The organism is Paenibacillus endoradicis (assembly GCF_024721975.1).
This window is the reverse complement of sequence record NZ_JANQBB010000002.1, coordinates 582,272-599,211: the sequence shown is the minus strand read 5'-3', so window position 1 is coordinate 599,211 and position 16,940 is coordinate 582,272. Positions and strand designations below refer to the sequence as shown.

The following is a 16,940-nucleotide window of genomic DNA, read 5'->3' as shown; positions in this document are numbered from 1 at the left end:
CAATAGTTTTTTTGAAATAAATAAAATTATTGTCGAATTTCACGTAATTGTGCCGTAAGAAGTGGTACGACTTCAAATAAATCGCCAACAATACCATAATCAGCAATAGAGAAGATCGGTGCTTCACGATCCTTATTAATGGCTACAATGGTCCGAGATTGACTCATACCTGCAAGATGTTGAATGGCCCCACTAATACCGCAAGCGATGTACAGTTGCGGCGTTACAACTTTTCCAGTCTGACCAATTTGCAGAGCATAGTCACAATAGCCTGCATCGCAAGCTGCACGAGATGCTCCAACTGCCCCTCCAAGCTCATCAGCTAGTTGCTGTAATATTGCAAAACCTTCAGCTCCACGAACGCCTCTCCCACCTGCAACAATAATTTCAGCCTCTGTAAGATCAATTCCTTCATTGATGCGCTTAACTACATGTTGCACGATTGATGTTAGCTGTATGCCTTCACAGTTGACCTGATGTATGTGTTCGTCTGGATTGTTGATAGTAACATGTTCATCAATAGTAGCAGGGGCATTGTTATTGGGACGGATGGAAACAACATAAGGGGCAACCCCTTGGAATTGTCTACGTTCAAATGCTTTTCCTGCATAGATGGGGCGTATGAAGCTAATTTTGTCGGCAGATGATTCTATCTTCGTAACATCTGCAATATAGCCACTATGTAAAGCTGCTGCGAGACGTGGTGCAAGTTCACGACCGTGAGACGTATGTCCTATAACCACATAACTAGGTTGCAATGCGCTAATAACATCTGTCAGCGCAGGAAGAACAATCGTTGCTTGATAAGGTTCAAAATGTACGTGTTTTGCAATATGTACTTCATGAACACCATATTGTAGTAGCTCTTTCGCGGATGAAATTAAGCTAATATCATTATCGCTACCTGAAAGGAACGCGTGAATTGTACTTACTTGATTATTGAGAAGCTTCGTTGCTGCAGTAATAGCCTCTAATGTAACTCTTCGTAATGTTGTACCTTTGCGCTCAGCGACAATCACAATGTGATTACTCATTAACAATCTCCACCTTTCTTGATAATAGAACGTTCTAACAATTGTTCTACTAGAGAAGATGCTTGCTGCTGGGCTGTTCCTGCAATGAACTGTCCTGGAGGTCTAGCGTCAGGAGGAAGAACTTGATCACAACTTGTCGCACTTGCTGAGATTTTCGCGAGTGTTTCTGATTGCAACAAATCTGACGAGAATAATTCTGTTAATGGTTTTTTCTTGGCCTTCATAATGCCTGGCAAGGACGGATAGCGAGGATCATTCAATCCTTGCTGTGCTGTAATTAGGGCAGGGAGTGGAAGAAGTACCGTTTCTGTATCACCTTCGACATCACGTTCTATTCGTGCAAGATTTCCATTCCATGGTGACTCTTCTAACTGCAGCTCCTTAGCATTGCCAAGTTGTATCTTAATAGCAGCTGAGGCATGTGGCAACTGGAGTAATTCAGCTACTTGTAAAGCGACGCTACCATTGCCGCTATCAACGGCAAAAAGCCCCGCTAGTATCAGGTCAACCTTCATTGGTCGTATAGCGGCTGCCAGCAAATGAGCACTGGAGCTACTTTGACTTAAGTTTGTATGATCAGCAATAAGAATAGCTTGATCAGCTCCTACTGCAAGTGCTGAACGCAAGGCATGAGTACTACGTTCAGGACCTACTGAAATTACGATAATTTCTGCGTCATGCTGCTCCTTCATTCGCAATGCTTCCTCGAGCGCATATTCATCATAAGGATTAATAATGAACTTTGCGCCTTCCTCATCGACTGCCCCATTAACAATATGAATCTTTTCTTCTGTATCAAATGTTTGTTTCAACAAGACAACAATTTTGAACATACGGATGCCCCTCTCATATCGTTGTAAATTGATTTTAAAGTGCAAGTTCAGAAGAGATAGCAGCTCGTACGTACAACGCATCGTATAGAGCTATCTCTCAGCGATGTCATAACAAAGAAGCATTGATCCATGTAGTGCACATGCTAATAGGGGTAGCATGTGCAAAGTTGGAACATATGCCTTCGATGATTTTGCTAGTTAAGTAAGTGCTAGTGCTACCATATGAAAGATAATTGGAAAATAGACCGTTAGATCGTGAGCAACTTCTACCAGCAGAATTGTGCTGTGCTCAAGGGACTATGCTTACAATGGTAAATAAATTTCTATAATGTTATCCTCTTTCTCCAAAGCATCATTATCAGCCCAATACTCGACATCAAAAGACCGGAAGGCCGCTATTCCTTGTTCTCGAATTGAATTATATGTTTCTTCTATATGGGATTCAGCCCCCTTGTGAGAAATTTTTACATATGTACCGGCTGGTACTGTTCTTTGAACGAATCCTTCAGGGAGAGGGAGAAACTCTGTCACTTCCACAGCAATAATACTTTCGAAAGCAACATCTGGAGTCCATTCCTCATCTGGGTAAATCTGGACCAAGTAAATTCCGTTATGATCTAATCGATTTGTAATTTTATCAAGGTTCGAAATGAGTTTTTCACGTAAGCTTACGACGATCCTCGTTTCTAAATCTTCATTTAACGATACCGTCACCGTATAACCAACTAGCTTTGTTTCCGTTCGTTCGACGGTTTGCATATTTTCTTGTGTCATATATAAGCTGGCTCCTTTTCGGTAGTGAATTTTTAATATTGTAGCATACATGCAAATATATCTCTTCTCCAAAGATTATCACTGGTACGAAGGGTTAACAACTGATTAAAGCTGTCAACAGACGTTGAGTTCTATGTCGAATTGAAAGCATGTTAACTCTATTTTTCACATATAAATAAACAGTGATATCAGATAATTAACCTGACTGCAGAAAAGGAGGATGAATATGGGAACTGGTGATTACATAAGATTGTTCATTACATTATGTGTAGCTGGTGCATCGATATGGATGTTTGTTGAAATCATCAAGCGAAGAATTCAATACATAGCACTTGCAACTCCTGTGACATGGAACGATAGACAATCTTCGTCAAAAGCAACGCTTGAAATTATTACTCATAGTAAATTACTCCGAGATATTCGTAGTGGACTACTTCACATTATATATTTCTATGGATTTCTATCGTTGCAACTCGGAGCACTAGATCTAATGTTGAAAGGTTTATTTGGCGTACCATTAATTCCTTGGATGCCGTTATATGGTTATTTCAGTTGGTTGCAGGAATGGATTGTTATGATCGTGCTAGTAGCTATTATATTGGGGGCATTTCGTCGTTACGGAGAGCGACTTCCACGGTTAAAGCGCGGTGCCAAACCATCAGTAGTCTATTGGTTTATCGGCTTGTTAATGTTAAGTGTGTTGTTCTCAGTAAGCTTTGAAAGATTAATCCATAATAATGCATCGACAAGTACAACTACATACGCTCCGATTAGTCATGTCCTTGCTTCAAGTTTACAGTCGTTAGGAGTCGATCAAGGAAGTCAGATTGCAGAGATAGGATTTGAGATTAGCTGGTGGTTACATTTGCTCATTCTATTGAGTTTCCTTATCTATGTCCCGCAGTCTAAACATTTTCATCTATTAGTAGCACCAATTAATCTATGGTATAAGCGTTCTGTTCCAATTGGACAATTAAGTCACATTGATCTTGAAAACGAGGAAGCAGAAAGCTTTGGCGTAGGGCATATTCACGCATTTACTCAAAAACAAATGCTAGATTTATACGCCTGTGTAGAATGCGGCCGTTGTACTAATGTATGTCCCGCAACAAGTACTGGGAAAATTCTATCTCCGATGCATATGATTATTAAACTCCGTGATCACGCAACGGAAAAAGGGGCGGCCATTACTTCCAAATCACCATGGCTTCCGCAAGGGCTTTGGAAACAACCACCGTGGGGAATAGGTGATCTTACTCAAGGGGCACATGTGATGAACATGATGTGCAATATAACCGATCAACCACAAACTTCAGAAAGAACTAGCCAGGTGAATAATGCTCAAGTAGCAACTATGCCGGACTATTCGAAGTGGAAAGCAGATATTTCGGCAACGATGAACAAGCAAAGTAATGCATGGCAGTTTGATGCGGCTCGTAATCCGTTGCAATTAGAATTAATTGGAGATGTAATGACGGAAGAAGAAATATGGTCATGCACGACTTGTAGAAATTGCGAAGAACAATGCCCTGTAGGTAATGAGCATGTAGATAAAATCATCGACATGCGGAGACATCTGGTGTTGATGGAAGGTAGTATGCCAACTGATGCACAACGTGCTTTGCAAAATATAGAACGACAAAGTAATCCGTGGGGGATTAGTCGAAGCGAGCGGGCAGACTGGCTGAAAGATTGTCAGAAAAAGACGGGGATAACTATTGAGACGATGAAGGAGCGTCAAGCTTCTGCAATTAAGACAGATATACTGCTATGGGTTGGTTCAATGGGGTCTTACGACAATCGTAGTCGTAAGCTACTCTATGACTTGATTAGGCTATTAACCCATGCTCGTATCAACTTCGCTGTACTAGGTCTAGAAGAGAAAAGTTCAGGCGATACCGCTCGAAGAATAGGTAATGAGATGCTCTATCAAGAGCTTGCACAGCAAAATATTGAAACGATACATCGCTATAATGTCGAACGTATCGTCACGCCTTGTCCTCATACTTTCCATACTTTCAAGAAGGAATATCCTCAGCTTGGACTTGCAGCGCATATTGAAGTATATCACCATACAGAATTGCTAGATGAATTAATCCAGCAAGGCAAATTAAAGCCAAATTATCGTCTAGATGAAACGATTACGTTACATGATTCTTGTTACTTAGGACGCTATAACGGACTATATGATGCACCTAGGAGGATATTACAAGCAATACCAGGTGTCATTCTGAAAGAGATGGAACGATCCAGAGAAAATGCGATGTGTTGTGGTGCTGGTGGTGGATTGATGTGGATGGAAGAACATAGTGGTACTCGTGTTAACTATGCTAGAACGGCGCAAGCACTAGAGGTACAGCCAACAATGATAAGTTCCGCATGTCCTTATTGTCTAACGATGCTAGAAGATGGTGTTAAGGCATTAGTGGAGGACGGAAGTATTGCAACGAAAGATATCGCAGAAGTGTTAGCTACTAGCGTACTAGGTGTTATAGAAAGCGAGCAATCCTTGAATAGTGATGTGAGAGATCCATCATGAGATATGCTCCCTTCACATACATATAGTAGTGAGGTAGCTGGCAAAGCTCGACTGTGATCACGATATGCTGCTTTGTACCGTAATTGGCTGCGTAACAATTGAATAAGGGAAGGAGTGGATCTACTATGAGTTCATCTATAGTGAACAATGAGAAAACAGGTTTAAATGTTCGCAAAGTAGCTGTAATCGGTTCAGGAGTAATGGGAGCTGGAATTGCTGCACATATGGCAAATAGCGGTTATTCCGTTTGGTTATTGGATATTATACCATCTACGTTAACTTCAGATGAGCAATTACAAGGTTTGTCTTTACAATCTTCATCGGTACGTAATCGACTTGCAAATGCAGCGATTGGAGCTATGGTGAGGCAAAAGCCTGCACCGCTCTATGACAATAGTTTTGTCAAAAATATTACAGCTGGCAATTTAAGCGATCATTCGAAACAGTTAAGTGAAGTAGATTGGATTGTAGAAGCAGTTGTAGAACGACTTGATATTAAACAACAAGTATTTACGCTTATCGATCAAGCCAGACGAGTAGGCACACTTGTAAGTACGAATACATCAGGATTATCTGCGCATCAGATGGTTGAGCATTGTAGCAAAGATATGCGAGAGCACTTTGCAGTGACACATTTCTTCAATCCACCTCGCTATATGAATCTCGTAGAAGTTGTCCCAACCTCAGATACACTACCACAAGTCGTAGATACACTACATTACTTATGTGAACAAAAGCTTGGTAAAGGAGTTGTCCGTGCGAAGGATACCCCTAACTTTATTGCTAATCGCATAGGTACATATGGCATGCTCGTTACGTTAGAGTCAACTGCGCAATTTGGATTAACTATAGATGAAGTAGATGCACTCACTGGAGTTGCGATGGGACGTCCGAAGACCGCAACTTATCGAATGCTTGATCTTGTTGGTCTAGATACTTTATTACATGTTGTAGATAACGTACACAATCGAAGTAACGATGAACAAGAGAAAAAAGTATTTACAAGACCACTAATATTAGAGTCGCTTGTTAAGAAAGGCGCTCTAGGTCAAAAGAGTGGTGAAGGATTTTATCGTAAATCCAAATCGCCAACAGGAAAAAGTTTTATAGAATCCCTGCAGCTGAATTCACTCACCTATGAGATTGCTGAGCCGATTGTTTCACCAGTCATAGAAGCAGCGAAGAAAGGGAAAGGTGCAGCAGGTAAAGTAAATGCACTGCTTCATGCCCATCCAGAACATGCTCATGCTCTATTTGCATGGAGTACAATAAAGCCCATATTACTTTATTCTGCCAAATTATTAGGTGAAATTGCTGATTCTATTGTAGATATCGACAAGGCCATGAAGCTTGGCTTTAACTGGGAGCTAGGTCCTTTCGAATTATGGGATGCTATTGGAGTGCAAGCTTCAGTAGCACGTATGAAGGAAGAAGGAGAGGATATCCCACAGTGGGTAGAAGCATGGCTCGCTAGTGGTCTTACTCATTTCTACAAGCAGGATTCGGGCTATACCTGGTATGTCCATGAACAACAATTTGTACAAATAGAGGAAGATCCTAAAGTAATCTCACTCGGTCAGTGCAAAGAACGTGGGGCGACGATCTGGAGCAATTCTGGGGCAAGTCTTATCGACATTGGTGATGATGTCGTGGCACTAGAATTCCACTCCAAGAGTAATGCTATTGGGTCAGAAGTATTAAGTGCAATACGATATGCGAGCAATGAAGTATCCCGTAATTGGCGTGGACTTGTACTTGCCAATGAAGGTAAAAATTTCTGTGTAGGCGCTAATATTATGCTGTTGCTTATGGAAGCTCAGAATGAAGAGTGGGATGAAGTAGAAGACATTATTCGTTTCTTCCAGCAAAGTATGCTTCAGTTGAAACGACTAGATCGACCAGTTGTTGCAGCACCACATCGTATGACACTAGGTGGCGGTGTAGAGGCGTGCTTGCCAGCTGATGTCATTATCGCGTCTCCTGAAACTTACTATGGCTTAGTAGAAACAGGAGTAGGTTTAATACCAGCAGGTGGTGGTAGCAAAGAAGCTGCGATATTTGCGATGAATCGAGCTGCAGCAGGTGCAGGACCGAATGGCGTCAGTGAAAGAAAGTTACTAGCTGGAGATTTACAACCTCATCTGAATCATATGTTTGAAACAATCGCTATGGCTAAAACTTCAACAAGCGGTTATGAAATTGCTCGGCTAGGTTTTTCAAGGCCACAGGACCGAGTCATTATGCGTCAAGAGAATCGAATTTCTGAAGCAAAAAAGGAAGTGTTAAGGCTAGATCGAGCAGGTTATGAAGCGCCGAAAGAACAGCTTGTAACAGTAGCAGGTAGAGAAGGGAAAGCGGTATTGAAACTTGCAATCCAGTCGATGAAGTTAGGTAAATACATTAGTAGCCATGATGAATTAATAGCTACTAAGTTAGCACATATTTTAAGTGGTGGAGATCTTTCTTCTGGCGCGATCGTAAGTGAGCAATACTTGCTCGATCTTGAATGCGAAGCATTCTTGAGTTTATGCGGTGAACCGAAAACTCAAGCAAGAATGAGCCATATGTTAACGACAGGTAAGCCACTTCGTAATTAATAAATATTAAGTTAGAAAGGAGTATTAGAGATGCCGAGCAAATATTTCGAAGATCAAGATACAGATGCGGTTATTGTGGCTGCGGTACGAACGGCAGTGGGCAAAGCACAGAAAGGAAGTCTATCAGATACACGAGCTGAAGATCTGGGGAAAAGTGTTATACAAGGGCTGCTCGATACAGTTCCCAACTTGTCTAAGTCATTAATTGAAGATGTCATCATTGGTTGTGCAATGCCTGAAGGTGAGCAGGGTTTGAATATGGCAAGAATTATAGCTCTGCATGCAGGCCTAGAAGAATCTACTCCTGCAGTAACAGTTAATAGATTTTGCGCTTCAGGCTTGCAGGCAATTGCGTATGCTGCTGAACGGATTAAACTTGGTGAAGCAGAGGTTATATTGGCAGGTGGCGTAGAAAGTATGAGCCATGTGCCTATGACAGGGTTCAGATTATCACCACATCCCGATATCGTCGATCATATTCCTGAAGTGTACATGGGAATGGGGCATACAGCGGAAGAAGTAGCTCGAAGGTATGGGGTGAGCAGAGAAGATCAAGATGAATTTGCTACAGGTAGTCATCAGAAAGCAGCTTGGGCGATTGCTTCAGGTGCATTTGAAGATGAGATAGTACCGATTGTTGTGACGCGATCCGTTCGTAATGAGAAGGGAGAATATCGCGATAAAAGTTTTGAATTCAAGCTTGATGAGGGTGTTAGAGCAACGACATCACCGCAAGGTTTAGCAGCGTTGAAGCCAGCATTCACCATTGGAGGGTCAGTTACAGCAGGCAACTCTTCGCAAATGAGTGATGGTGCAGCTGCTGTGTTAGTGATGAGTAGAAGTAAAGCGAAGGAATTAGAACTGAAACCATTAGCAACTTTTCGACACTATGCAGTAGCAGGTGTAGCGCCAGAAGTAATGGGGATTGGTCCAATCGCAGCAATACCGAAGCTACTAGATAAGGCTAACGTCACGATTAATGATATTGATTTATTTGAGCTGAATGAAGCATTTGCTGCACAATGTATTCCGATAATACGTGAATTATCTATTCCTATTGAACGGGTAAATGTGAACGGGGGAGCTATTGCGCTCGGTCATCCGCTTGGTTGTACAGGGACGAAGCTAAGTGTAACACTCATACATGAATTAGCGCGTCGTGGAGGTGGTTTAGGCATAGTCACGATGTGTGTTGGAGGAGGAATGGGGGCAGCGGGGCTGCTTGAAGTCTACTCCAACTGAACGTTTCGCTTGTAATCACTTGTGATCGCGATGATTATGCTTACGTTGTAAATTCGACATCGAATATCCCATTCATCGCTAGCTTCAGTGCTCACGTACCAAGTGCGTACGCTCCGCGCTTCGCGTCACTAGCTTCATGTGATCTTCTTGGCGCTGACAAGTGAATTCATAGGTGATCGTGATGATTATGCTTACGTTGTAAATTCGACATCGAATATCCCATTCATCGCTAGCTTCAGTGCTCACGTACCAAGTGCGTACGCTCCGCGCTTCGCGTCACTAGCTTCATGCGATTTTCTTGGCGCTGACAAGTGAATTCATAGGTGATCGCGATGATTATGCTTACGTTGTAAATTCGACATCGAATATCCCATTCATCGCTAGCTTCAGTGCTCACGTACCAAGTGCGTACGCTCCGCGCTTCGCGTCGCTAGCTTCAGTGCTCACGTACCAAGTGCGTACGCTCCGCGCTTCGCGTCACTAGCTTCATGTGATCTTCTTGGCGCTGACAAGTGAATGCATAGGTGATCGCGATGATTATGCTTACGTTGCTGAATGGAAATGTCATTTAATTAGTTTTGGAGGTGATTAGAATGTCTATAACGAAGACAACATCTTTCGGCGGACGATTCGTTATTGAGAATAGTGACCCAATGCTAACAACGATTCCAGAGGATTTTACAAGTGAACAAAAACTAATGTCTGAAGCGGCACAGCAGTACATGGATGCTGAGATAACTCCGAACGATGCGGAGATTGAGGCACTTAATTATGAATTAACGGTTCAATTAATGCGTATTGCGGGTCAGCAGGGGTTGTTAAGTGCTGATATTCCAGAGCAATACGGGGGATTAGGTTTAGATAAAGTAAGCACCACTTTACTTGCTGAAACGTTAGCCAAAAGCTCATCATTTGCATTGTCTGTAGGTGCTCATACTGGCATAGGAACTCTTCCTATTGTCTTTTTTGGAACAACAGAGCAGAAAGAAAATTATTTGCCACTACTTGCTACTGGTGAAAAGATTGCTGCTTATTGCTTAACAGAACCAGCTTCAGGCTCAGATGCACTAGGAGCCAAAACGAACGCAAAACTAAGTGAAGATGGAAAACATTATGTATTGAATGGCTCAAAAATATTCATTACGAATGCTGGCTTTGCAGATGTATTTATCGTCTATGCCAAAATAGATAATGAACATTTTACGGCATTCATTGTAGAGCGTGATATGGTAGGATTCAGTATTGGACCAGAGGAACATAAGATGGGGATAAAGGGCTCATCCACATGTCCGTTATATTTTGAAGATGTGCATGTTCCTGTTGAAAATGTATTAGGTGAAATCGGAAAAGGTCATCTTATCGCATTTAACATATTAAATATTGGCAGGTTTAAACTCGGAGCAGCGTGTCTTGGTACATCGAAGGAAGCGATTCAGTTAGCTGCTTCATATGCCAATGTTCGCAAGCAATTCAATCAGCCAATCTCTTCGTACCCACTAATCGGAGCTAAATTAGCTGATATGAATATTGTCACCTTCGTAACAGAGAGTATGGTATATCGGATTGCTGGTTGGATGGATGCGATGTTGTCTGAGATAGATCAAACTTCATCTGATGCAGTTGCTTATAGCGGTAGACTCGCAGCTAAAGCAATTGGTGAGTATGCGATGGAATATTCGATGATAAAAGTGTTTGCATCGGAAGCGTTAGATTTTGTAAGTGATGAAGCTGTGCAGATTCATGGTGGCTATGGATTTATTAAAGAATACAAAGTTGAGCGAATTTATCGGGATTCTAGAATTAACCGCATATTTGAAGGTACGAACGAAATAAATCGACTATTAATTCCGGGAACACTGATTAAGAAAGCAATGAAGAATGAGTTGCCATTACTTGATAAAATTCAAGAGTTACAAGCGCAGTTATTAGAACCACAATTGTCCCCTCAACTGGAAGGCGTTCTAAGCTTAGAAGGTCATCGTATAGAGCAAGCGAAGAAATTATTTTTAATGATTGGTGGCGTTGCCGTTCAACGATACGGCGTAAAATTAGACGGCGAGCAAGAAATATTAGAAGCATTGGCTAATATGATGATTTTAACTTTTACAATGGAGAGCGCTTACTTAAGAGCTCAAAAACGAATAGCACTCGGTTTTGATCAAGATGAGTCTTCAATTGTAGCGATGATGACAAAAGTTTATGTGCAAGAAGCGATGGATCAGATCGAAGGTATCGCTAAAAAATCACTTGTGCGTATGGAGTCAGGCGACGCTTTGAGAATGCAACTATCGATCGTAAAGAAATTAACGAAAGCATCTCTTACAGATGTCATTACATTGAAACGAAAAATCGCTGCAAAGGTAATCGTAAGTGAGCAATATATTGTGTGAAGGAGTGATCTAGTATGGAATCACAAAATCCTCAACAATCCAATGTTCATGATGAGACGCAGAAAGAGACCGAAAGAGATGATCAAGTAGAATTAGAGGTTTCAAGCGAAGATGTAGTTGACAGCAATGGAGTAGTCGAGGATACTTTCGCAGAAGCAGAAGCAGAAGCAGAAGCAGAAGCAGAAGCAGAAGCAGAAGCAGAAGCAGAAGCAGAAGCAGAAGCAGAAGCAGAAGCAGAAGCAGAAGCAGAAGCAGAAGCAGAAGCAGAAGCAGAAGCAGAAGCAGAGCAATCCCCGCACAAAATATGGCATAAGCATTATCCTGAAGATATTCGAACTACACTCGATTACCCCGAAGTTAATATTGCACAGTTTTTGATAGATTCAGCGACGAATTATCCTGATAAATTAGCAATCCATTTCATGGGCAAGACATTAACGTATCAGCAACTCTACGTTGCAGCGGATCGATTAGCTAGAGGATTAGGCAGACTTGGTATCCAGAAAGGAGACCGCGTCGCGATTATGTTACCTAACTGTCCCCAGGCAGTTATTTCATATTACGGCGTTATCTTGGCGGGTGCAATCGTTGTTCAGACGAATCCCTTATATGTAGAGCGTGAATTAACCCATCAATTGCAAGATAGTGGTGCAGTATCAATAATTACTGTGGATCTACTTTACCCAAGAGTTGAGCGAGTTCGTGGCAAAAATCCAGAGAGTGGTCCATTATCTAAATTGAAAAATGTAATTGTCACTTCGATAAAGGACGGATTACCTTTTCCAAAAAATTTACTTTATCCAATTAAGCAACGTAAGGAAGGATTTAAGTCGGTCATTCCATATGGTCAAGATGGCTACGTCGCTTGGAGTACATTGCAAACTAAGAAATCTTTATCATACGAGCGGCCAACATTAGCCCAGCATAGTGAACTGGCTGCATTACAATATACGGGTGGTACAACAGGAACTCCGAAAGGGGTAATGCTCACTCATCGTAATCTCGTTACGAATACATTACAAACGATGGAGTGGTGTAGTCGCGTTAAAATTGGGGAAGAAAGATATTTAGCGGCGTTACCGCTGTTTCATGTGTTTGGGTTAACGGTACTAATGAACATGTCTGTGAAAACAGCAGGTTGCTTAGTGTTACTACCGAAGTTTGATGTGAGTGAAGTATTGAAAACAATAGATAAGATGAAGCCGACGATCTTTCCGGGTGCCCCAACTATGTATGTTGCCTTAATACAAGCGGCTAGAAAACAATCATCTCCATTAGATCTTTCATCAATTGAGGTATGTATAAGCGGTTCTGCTGCATTGCCTCTAGAAGTTCAAGAGCAATTCGAAAGTTTAACAGGAGGTAGACTAATCGAGGGTTATGGATTAACAGAGTCTTCACCAGTTACACATGCTAATCCAATCTGGGGTAATCGCAAGATTGGCACGATAGGTCTGCCATTTCCAGACACAGATGCTGCTATTATTTCTGTTGAGACGGGTGAAAGATTGCCATGGGGTCATTTAGGTGAACTCATTGTTAAAGGTCCTCAAGTCATGAGTGGTTATTGGAATAGAAAAGAAGCAACCGATCAGGTACTTAATGATGGTTGGTTAAAAACAGGCGATCTCGCCATGATGGATGAGGATGGTTACTTTATCATTATGGATCGGATTAAAGATATTATTATCGCTAGTGGATTTAATATATACCCTCGTGAGATTGAAGAAGTACTTTTCGAACACCCTGCAATTGCTGAAGCTTCTGTCGTAGGAATTAAAGATGCTTATCGAGGAGAAACAGTGAAAGCATATATTGTGTTGAAGGATAACTATATGGTTTCCGAGGAGCAGCTTGATGCATGGTGCCGAGAGCGTTTAGCTGCTTTCAAAGTACCTCATCAATATGCATTCAGAGATAGCTTGCCAAAGACAATGGTCGGGAAAGTGCTTAGGCGTAAGTTAGTCGAAGAGGAGCAACAACATGAATGATCAGAAGAGATATGAACAATTACAAGAGCTTGCTAAAGAGACTTTTTGGGGATATCTAGGTTGTGAATTAGTTGAAGCTAATGACGATCATGTTATTATTTCACTTGAACTTGCCGATCATCATAAAAATTTAATGGGCATTGTACATGGTGGAGTAATGATGTCTATGCTTGATAATGCTATGGGACTAATTATTATGTTGGGAACGGGAGAGAATACGGTTACAGCAACAATGAACACTCATTTTTTATCTAATGTTGCAACTGGTAAAATTTACTGCAAAGCGGAACTTTTACATTCAACAAAGCGTACTAATACTATGACAGCTTCATTATATGATGAACATAATGAACTACTCGCTTGGGCAAGTGGTGCATATAGACTCATGAAGTAATTGAGAAAATATTGTAAAATAATAATAAGAAAAGGAGGAGGTTGAGTTGTGGCAAAATATAGCTGCTTTAGTATTATTAACCTTTGGTGTAGTTGTAGCAATAATAATCGTAATTATCTATTTGCGAATGTATAGAAAGCAAAGACAATCGCAAGAAAAGTGTCATGATTCGGCCTCTTTCGATCATTCTAGTAATGATGAGCAAGTATTATGATGAGAATAACATTACTTTTTAAATATCAATAAAATTTTCTAATCATTCACCTACTTCTATATTGTTATCTGAAATGTTATAATAGTAAGAAAATTGAAACATTTGACCTAATAGCCATGGAATGCATTACACCTAAGGGGGAACAAGAGCCGGAACGATGGCGACAACTTCCTGTTGTTGTTCTCGAGTAGTACTATAGGACCTACCATCCATTGTATAAGGGAGGAGATTTCATGGCAAAGCACAGCCAAAATGAAGTCAAGGAAAGCCTGAAGGAATTGACGAGAATTTTCCAACCTAAGGACCCAAGGAAATTTGTTAAAGAGTATGTCCGTAAGTATCGTATTACTGGCGGCTATGAAGATGAATTAACCTCATTAGTTGAGGATGAACTTGGAAGAATGAACTCTTCGGCAATGTAGGTCAAATATATGAGAAAGAGTCTGATGAGCATAATGCTCCGGTCAGGCTCTTTTTTTGTGTTCAAAATGCATATTGATAAAAAGTACTATCGTTGTTTACTATCGGACATGCTTCGACACGAAATAAGAATGAAGCGAAGATGTGCGGAATATATTTAAGAGGGAAGACGTTTTACTCCGCTCCAAGAAAAAATCTCTGTTCCACTCTCCGTTGTCCTCGGATTTATCGTAATAAGCAATAGAGGTATAAATCCGAGGACAAAAACGGCCGCTGTCGCTTTTCCACTAGCGATTAGTTCTCAACGCTGCGAAGCAGCGTCAGAGGTGTTGGGGGTATGTGGGACAATATTTAGCAGTAAAGAAGAGTGGTTATTCAGACAATAGATTAAAAAATACTTTTATCTGCAGAAGTAGTGCGGTTGATCTGATGGGTGTTTATTAAGTTAGGAAGAGCGAACAAACTTTTCATTATGAAATTTTTAGATCATGCTTACGAATTAACTTTTCATCTAAAAAGTTTTAGGAGGGTGTTAATGATGCAGTCGATTGTTCCGAAGACGGAGGCGGAGATTAGACGTATTGCAAGAGCAGGTAAAATCGTTGCAGGGTGTCATAAAGCATTGGTTGATAAATGTGTCCCTGGAGTTACAACAGAGGCAATTGATCGATTCGTCGATTGGTATATGGTTGAACATGGCGCATATCCTGCACAAAAGGGTCATAAAGGTTACCCATTTGCAAGTTGCACGTCAGTAAATGAAGTAGCATGTCATGGATTTCCAAATTCGTATAAGCTCAAAAAGGGTGATATTATTACTGTTGATATCGTTGCTGATTATAAAGGTTGGAAGGCAGATTCTGCATGGACATATATGATTGGGGAAGTTTCACCTCAAGTTCGAAAGTTAGTAAAAGCGTCAAAGGCAGCTTTTCGTGCTGGTCTTGCTCAAGCGGTCGTTGGTAATGATATTTCAGATATTGGTTCTGCAATAGAGCAACGAGCAGAAAGAGATGGGTTTCAAGTCATTGCTTCATTTATTGGGCATGGTATTGGTAAGGAGTTACATGAGCCTCCACATGTTCATCATGTACGAACTAGAGCATCTGGAATTAAGCTTGAAGAGGGTATGGTTATTACGATCGAGCCTATATTATCTACAGGATCTTCACAAATTTATATTGCACATGATGGCTGGACAGCAAGAACGGTCGATCATGCGCTAACCGCACAGTTTGAGCATACGATCGCGATTACGAAAGCTGGGCCTAAAATATTAACAAAGTTAAGTAGCACAAAACGTAAAACGTAATGTAATTGAATCTAGTATCAATGGGTCTCAAACTAAACGTCAATTAGCAAATAAAAGCCAGTGAGATCATAAAATCTTACTGCTTAGTAGCTAATCGGCGTTTTTATATTTTATAATTACTATATATTGGAGTTGATAATTTTATAATGAGCTTGTTATTAATAAGCTAACAAGATGCATTTAATAAAGGGGAAGAGTTAATTGTTAATTATCAAAAGATACTCACTCAGTATTGCATTATGTTTGTTATTAGGTGGTTGTAATGTAGAAGTTAATGATGAGAGTGTTAATCCACATCCTACACAGCAAATTGTAGAACATACTGAAGCACCATTACTGAAAGAATCTACTGATCTGGATTCAATAGTGGATTCGCCAGTGATTTACGATAATATTCCAGTCACAAACTCAGATCGTATTGTACCTATAGAACTTCCGCTAATAGATGTAGATGAAGAGATGCTAACAGTCATTAAACAACGGATTGGGGATGCAGTCATTGTTATATATTCGTTGGGGGAAGAGGACCAACAATTATACGCATATGTTGAATACAATAATAAAACTTATGATTTGGGTCCTATTGGTTACGGAACTACCAATAATGTAAATTATGAATATGCTACGGTGGAAGCATTATCACAATCGTGGATTAAAGTAAGTGGAGCTTTAGGAGCTAATGCACCTCATATATTATATATTGATTTTAATAAGGACAGGCCTACTGCAATTGTCATTAGTGCACATGCTCGGGAATTTGATGTAGATGGTGATGGGATTAAAGAAATTGTTACTTTTGTTGGTACAGCTCCTTATACCACTGTATATACAATGGAAGAGCAACAGATTGTAGCTATAGATTTGAATGAATTACTAAATGCTATTGTCGTTTACTATGACGATGTAAAAGATTATTTCAATGTTCAATTTGAAATAGATCAGCCTACTACAAGATGGAAATTAGAAAAAGACTTCCTAAAACAAGTAGAAGAATAATCATGAAGCGATTATTATAATTAGAAAACGGGTTCCAAGAAGAGGCTGTCTCACTGAGATAGCCTCTTCTTATTGTTTATTCACTTAATAAAGATATTGAGAGATATACTTAATGATGTTAACATAATTGTAAATAAATACTATAATTGTGTTGTTAGTGGTGATACCTTGTGTTTTGTAATTTCAAAATTTAAAATGCTTATT

The 16,940-nt window shown here is 40.5% G+C and carries 13 protein-coding genes; 10 read left to right on the top strand and 3 right to left on the bottom strand.

The genetic code is table 11. From position 1 onward, the window contains the following. Positions 1-26 precede the first annotated feature (26 nt). The 3 genes from NV377_RS08730 to NV377_RS08720 all read right to left on the bottom strand — a co-directional run bounded on the left by NV377_RS08730 (position 27) and on the right by NV377_RS08720 (position 2,641). A complete protein-coding gene (locus NV377_RS08730) occupies positions 27-1,034 on the bottom strand; it encodes an electron transfer flavoprotein subunit alpha/FixB family protein (protein WP_258200813.1) in 1,008 nt (335 codons plus the stop codon). Then, positions 1,034-1,867, bottom strand: a complete 834-nt coding sequence (locus tag NV377_RS08725; protein ID WP_258200812.1) for an electron transfer flavoprotein subunit beta/FixA family protein — start codon at positions 1,865-1,867, stop codon at positions 1,034-1,036. Before NV377_RS08725 ends, NV377_RS08730 begins: the two co-directional genes overlap by 1 nt. Positions 1,868-2,170: 303 nt before the next feature. Continuing rightward, entirely contained in the window at positions 2,171-2,641 is a 471-nt protein-coding gene (locus tag NV377_RS08720; RefSeq protein ID WP_258200811.1) for a GyrI-like domain-containing protein, read from the bottom strand. Between the two features lie 226 nt (positions 2,642-2,867). On the opposite strand from NV377_RS08720, the gene NV377_RS08715 reads away from it, so the two are divergent. The 10 genes from NV377_RS08715 (at position 2,868) to NV377_RS08670 (ending at position 16,736) form a co-directional block, all read left to right on the top strand. Further along, positions 2,868-5,180 (top strand): (Fe-S)-binding protein, encoded by a 2,313-nt coding sequence (locus NV377_RS08715; protein WP_258200810.1) that lies wholly within the window; start codon positions 2,868-2,870, stop codon positions 5,178-5,180. A 125-nt stretch (positions 5,181-5,305) separates the two neighbouring features. Further along, positions 5,306-7,777 carry a 3-hydroxyacyl-CoA dehydrogenase NAD-binding domain-containing protein gene (locus tag NV377_RS08710; RefSeq protein ID WP_258200809.1) on the top strand — a complete coding sequence of 824 codons (2,472 nt, stop codon included), beginning with the start codon at positions 5,306-5,308 and terminating at the stop codon, positions 7,775-7,777. Positions 7,778-7,807: 30 nt separating this feature from the next. After that, positions 7,808-9,019 (top strand): acetyl-CoA C-acyltransferase, encoded by a 1,212-nt coding sequence (locus tag NV377_RS08705; protein ID WP_258200808.1) that lies wholly within the window; start codon positions 7,808-7,810, stop codon positions 9,017-9,019. Positions 9,020-9,612: 593 nt separating this feature from the next. Next, positions 9,613-11,409 carry an acyl-CoA dehydrogenase FadE gene (locus NV377_RS08700; protein ID WP_258200807.1) on the top strand — a complete coding sequence of 599 codons (1,797 nt, stop codon included), beginning with the start codon at positions 9,613-9,615 and terminating at the stop codon, positions 11,407-11,409. A gap of 14 nt (positions 11,410-11,423) precedes the next feature. Beyond that, entirely contained in the window at positions 11,424-13,400 is a 1,977-nt protein-coding gene (locus tag NV377_RS08695; protein ID WP_258200806.1) for an AMP-binding protein, read from the top strand. Then, on the top strand, positions 13,393-13,794 hold the full coding sequence (locus tag NV377_RS08690) for a PaaI family thioesterase (RefSeq protein ID WP_258200805.1): 402 nt from the start codon (positions 13,393-13,395) through the stop codon (positions 13,792-13,794). The genes NV377_RS08695 and NV377_RS08690 overlap by 8 nt, the downstream gene beginning before the upstream one ends. A 46-nt stretch (positions 13,795-13,840) precedes the next feature. After that, positions 13,841-14,008 (top strand): hypothetical protein, encoded by a 168-nt coding sequence (locus tag NV377_RS08685; protein ID WP_258200804.1) that lies wholly within the window; start codon positions 13,841-13,843, stop codon positions 14,006-14,008. Between the two features lie 233 nt (positions 14,009-14,241). Beyond that, the gene (locus NV377_RS08680; RefSeq protein WP_258200803.1) at positions 14,242-14,430 is read left to right on the top strand and encodes a hypothetical protein; all 189 of its coding nucleotides are present in this window, start codon (positions 14,242-14,244) and stop codon (positions 14,428-14,430) included. Positions 14,431-14,963: 533 nt separating this feature from the next. Continuing rightward, complete coding sequence (gene map / locus NV377_RS08675; RefSeq protein ID WP_258200802.1) at positions 14,964-15,740, top strand: type I methionyl aminopeptidase; 777 nt, start codon at positions 14,964-14,966, stop codon at positions 15,738-15,740. Positions 15,741-15,941: 201 nt separating this feature from the next. Then, positions 15,942-16,736: a hypothetical protein gene (locus NV377_RS08670; RefSeq protein WP_258200801.1), complete on the top strand. Its 795-nt coding sequence runs from the start codon at positions 15,942-15,944 to the stop codon at positions 16,734-16,736. The last annotated feature ends 204 nt before the right edge of the window (positions 16,737-16,940 follow it).

Excerpts from the sequence above, each read along its gene's own strand:
- NV377_RS08730 (WP_258200813.1), bottom strand. The coding sequence starts at position 1,034 with ATGAGTAATCACATTGTGATTGTCGCTGAGCGCAAAGGTACAACATTA.
- NV377_RS08725 (WP_258200812.1), bottom strand. The coding sequence starts at position 1,867 with ATGTTCAAAATTGTTGTCTTGTTGAAACAAACATTTGATACAGAAGAA.
- NV377_RS08720 (WP_258200811.1), bottom strand. The coding sequence starts at position 2,641 with ATGACACAAGAAAATATGCAAACCGTCGAACGAACGGAAACAAAGCTA.
- NV377_RS08715 (WP_258200810.1), top strand. The coding sequence starts at position 2,868 with ATGGGAACTGGTGATTACATAAGATTGTTCATTACATTATGTGTAGCT.
- NV377_RS08710 (WP_258200809.1), top strand. The coding sequence starts at position 5,306 with ATGAGTTCATCTATAGTGAACAATGAGAAAACAGGTTTAAATGTTCGC.
- NV377_RS08705 (WP_258200808.1), top strand. The coding sequence starts at position 7,808 with ATGCCGAGCAAATATTTCGAAGATCAAGATACAGATGCGGTTATTGTG.
- NV377_RS08700 (WP_258200807.1), top strand. The coding sequence starts at position 9,613 with ATGTCTATAACGAAGACAACATCTTTCGGCGGACGATTCGTTATTGAG.
- NV377_RS08695 (WP_258200806.1), top strand. The coding sequence starts at position 11,424 with ATGGAATCACAAAATCCTCAACAATCCAATGTTCATGATGAGACGCAG.
- NV377_RS08690 (WP_258200805.1), top strand. The coding sequence starts at position 13,393 with ATGAATGATCAGAAGAGATATGAACAATTACAAGAGCTTGCTAAAGAG.
- NV377_RS08680 (WP_258200803.1), top strand. The coding sequence starts at position 14,242 with ATGGCAAAGCACAGCCAAAATGAAGTCAAGGAAAGCCTGAAGGAATTG.
- map (WP_258200802.1), top strand. The coding sequence starts at position 14,964 with ATGATGCAGTCGATTGTTCCGAAGACGGAGGCGGAGATTAGACGTATT.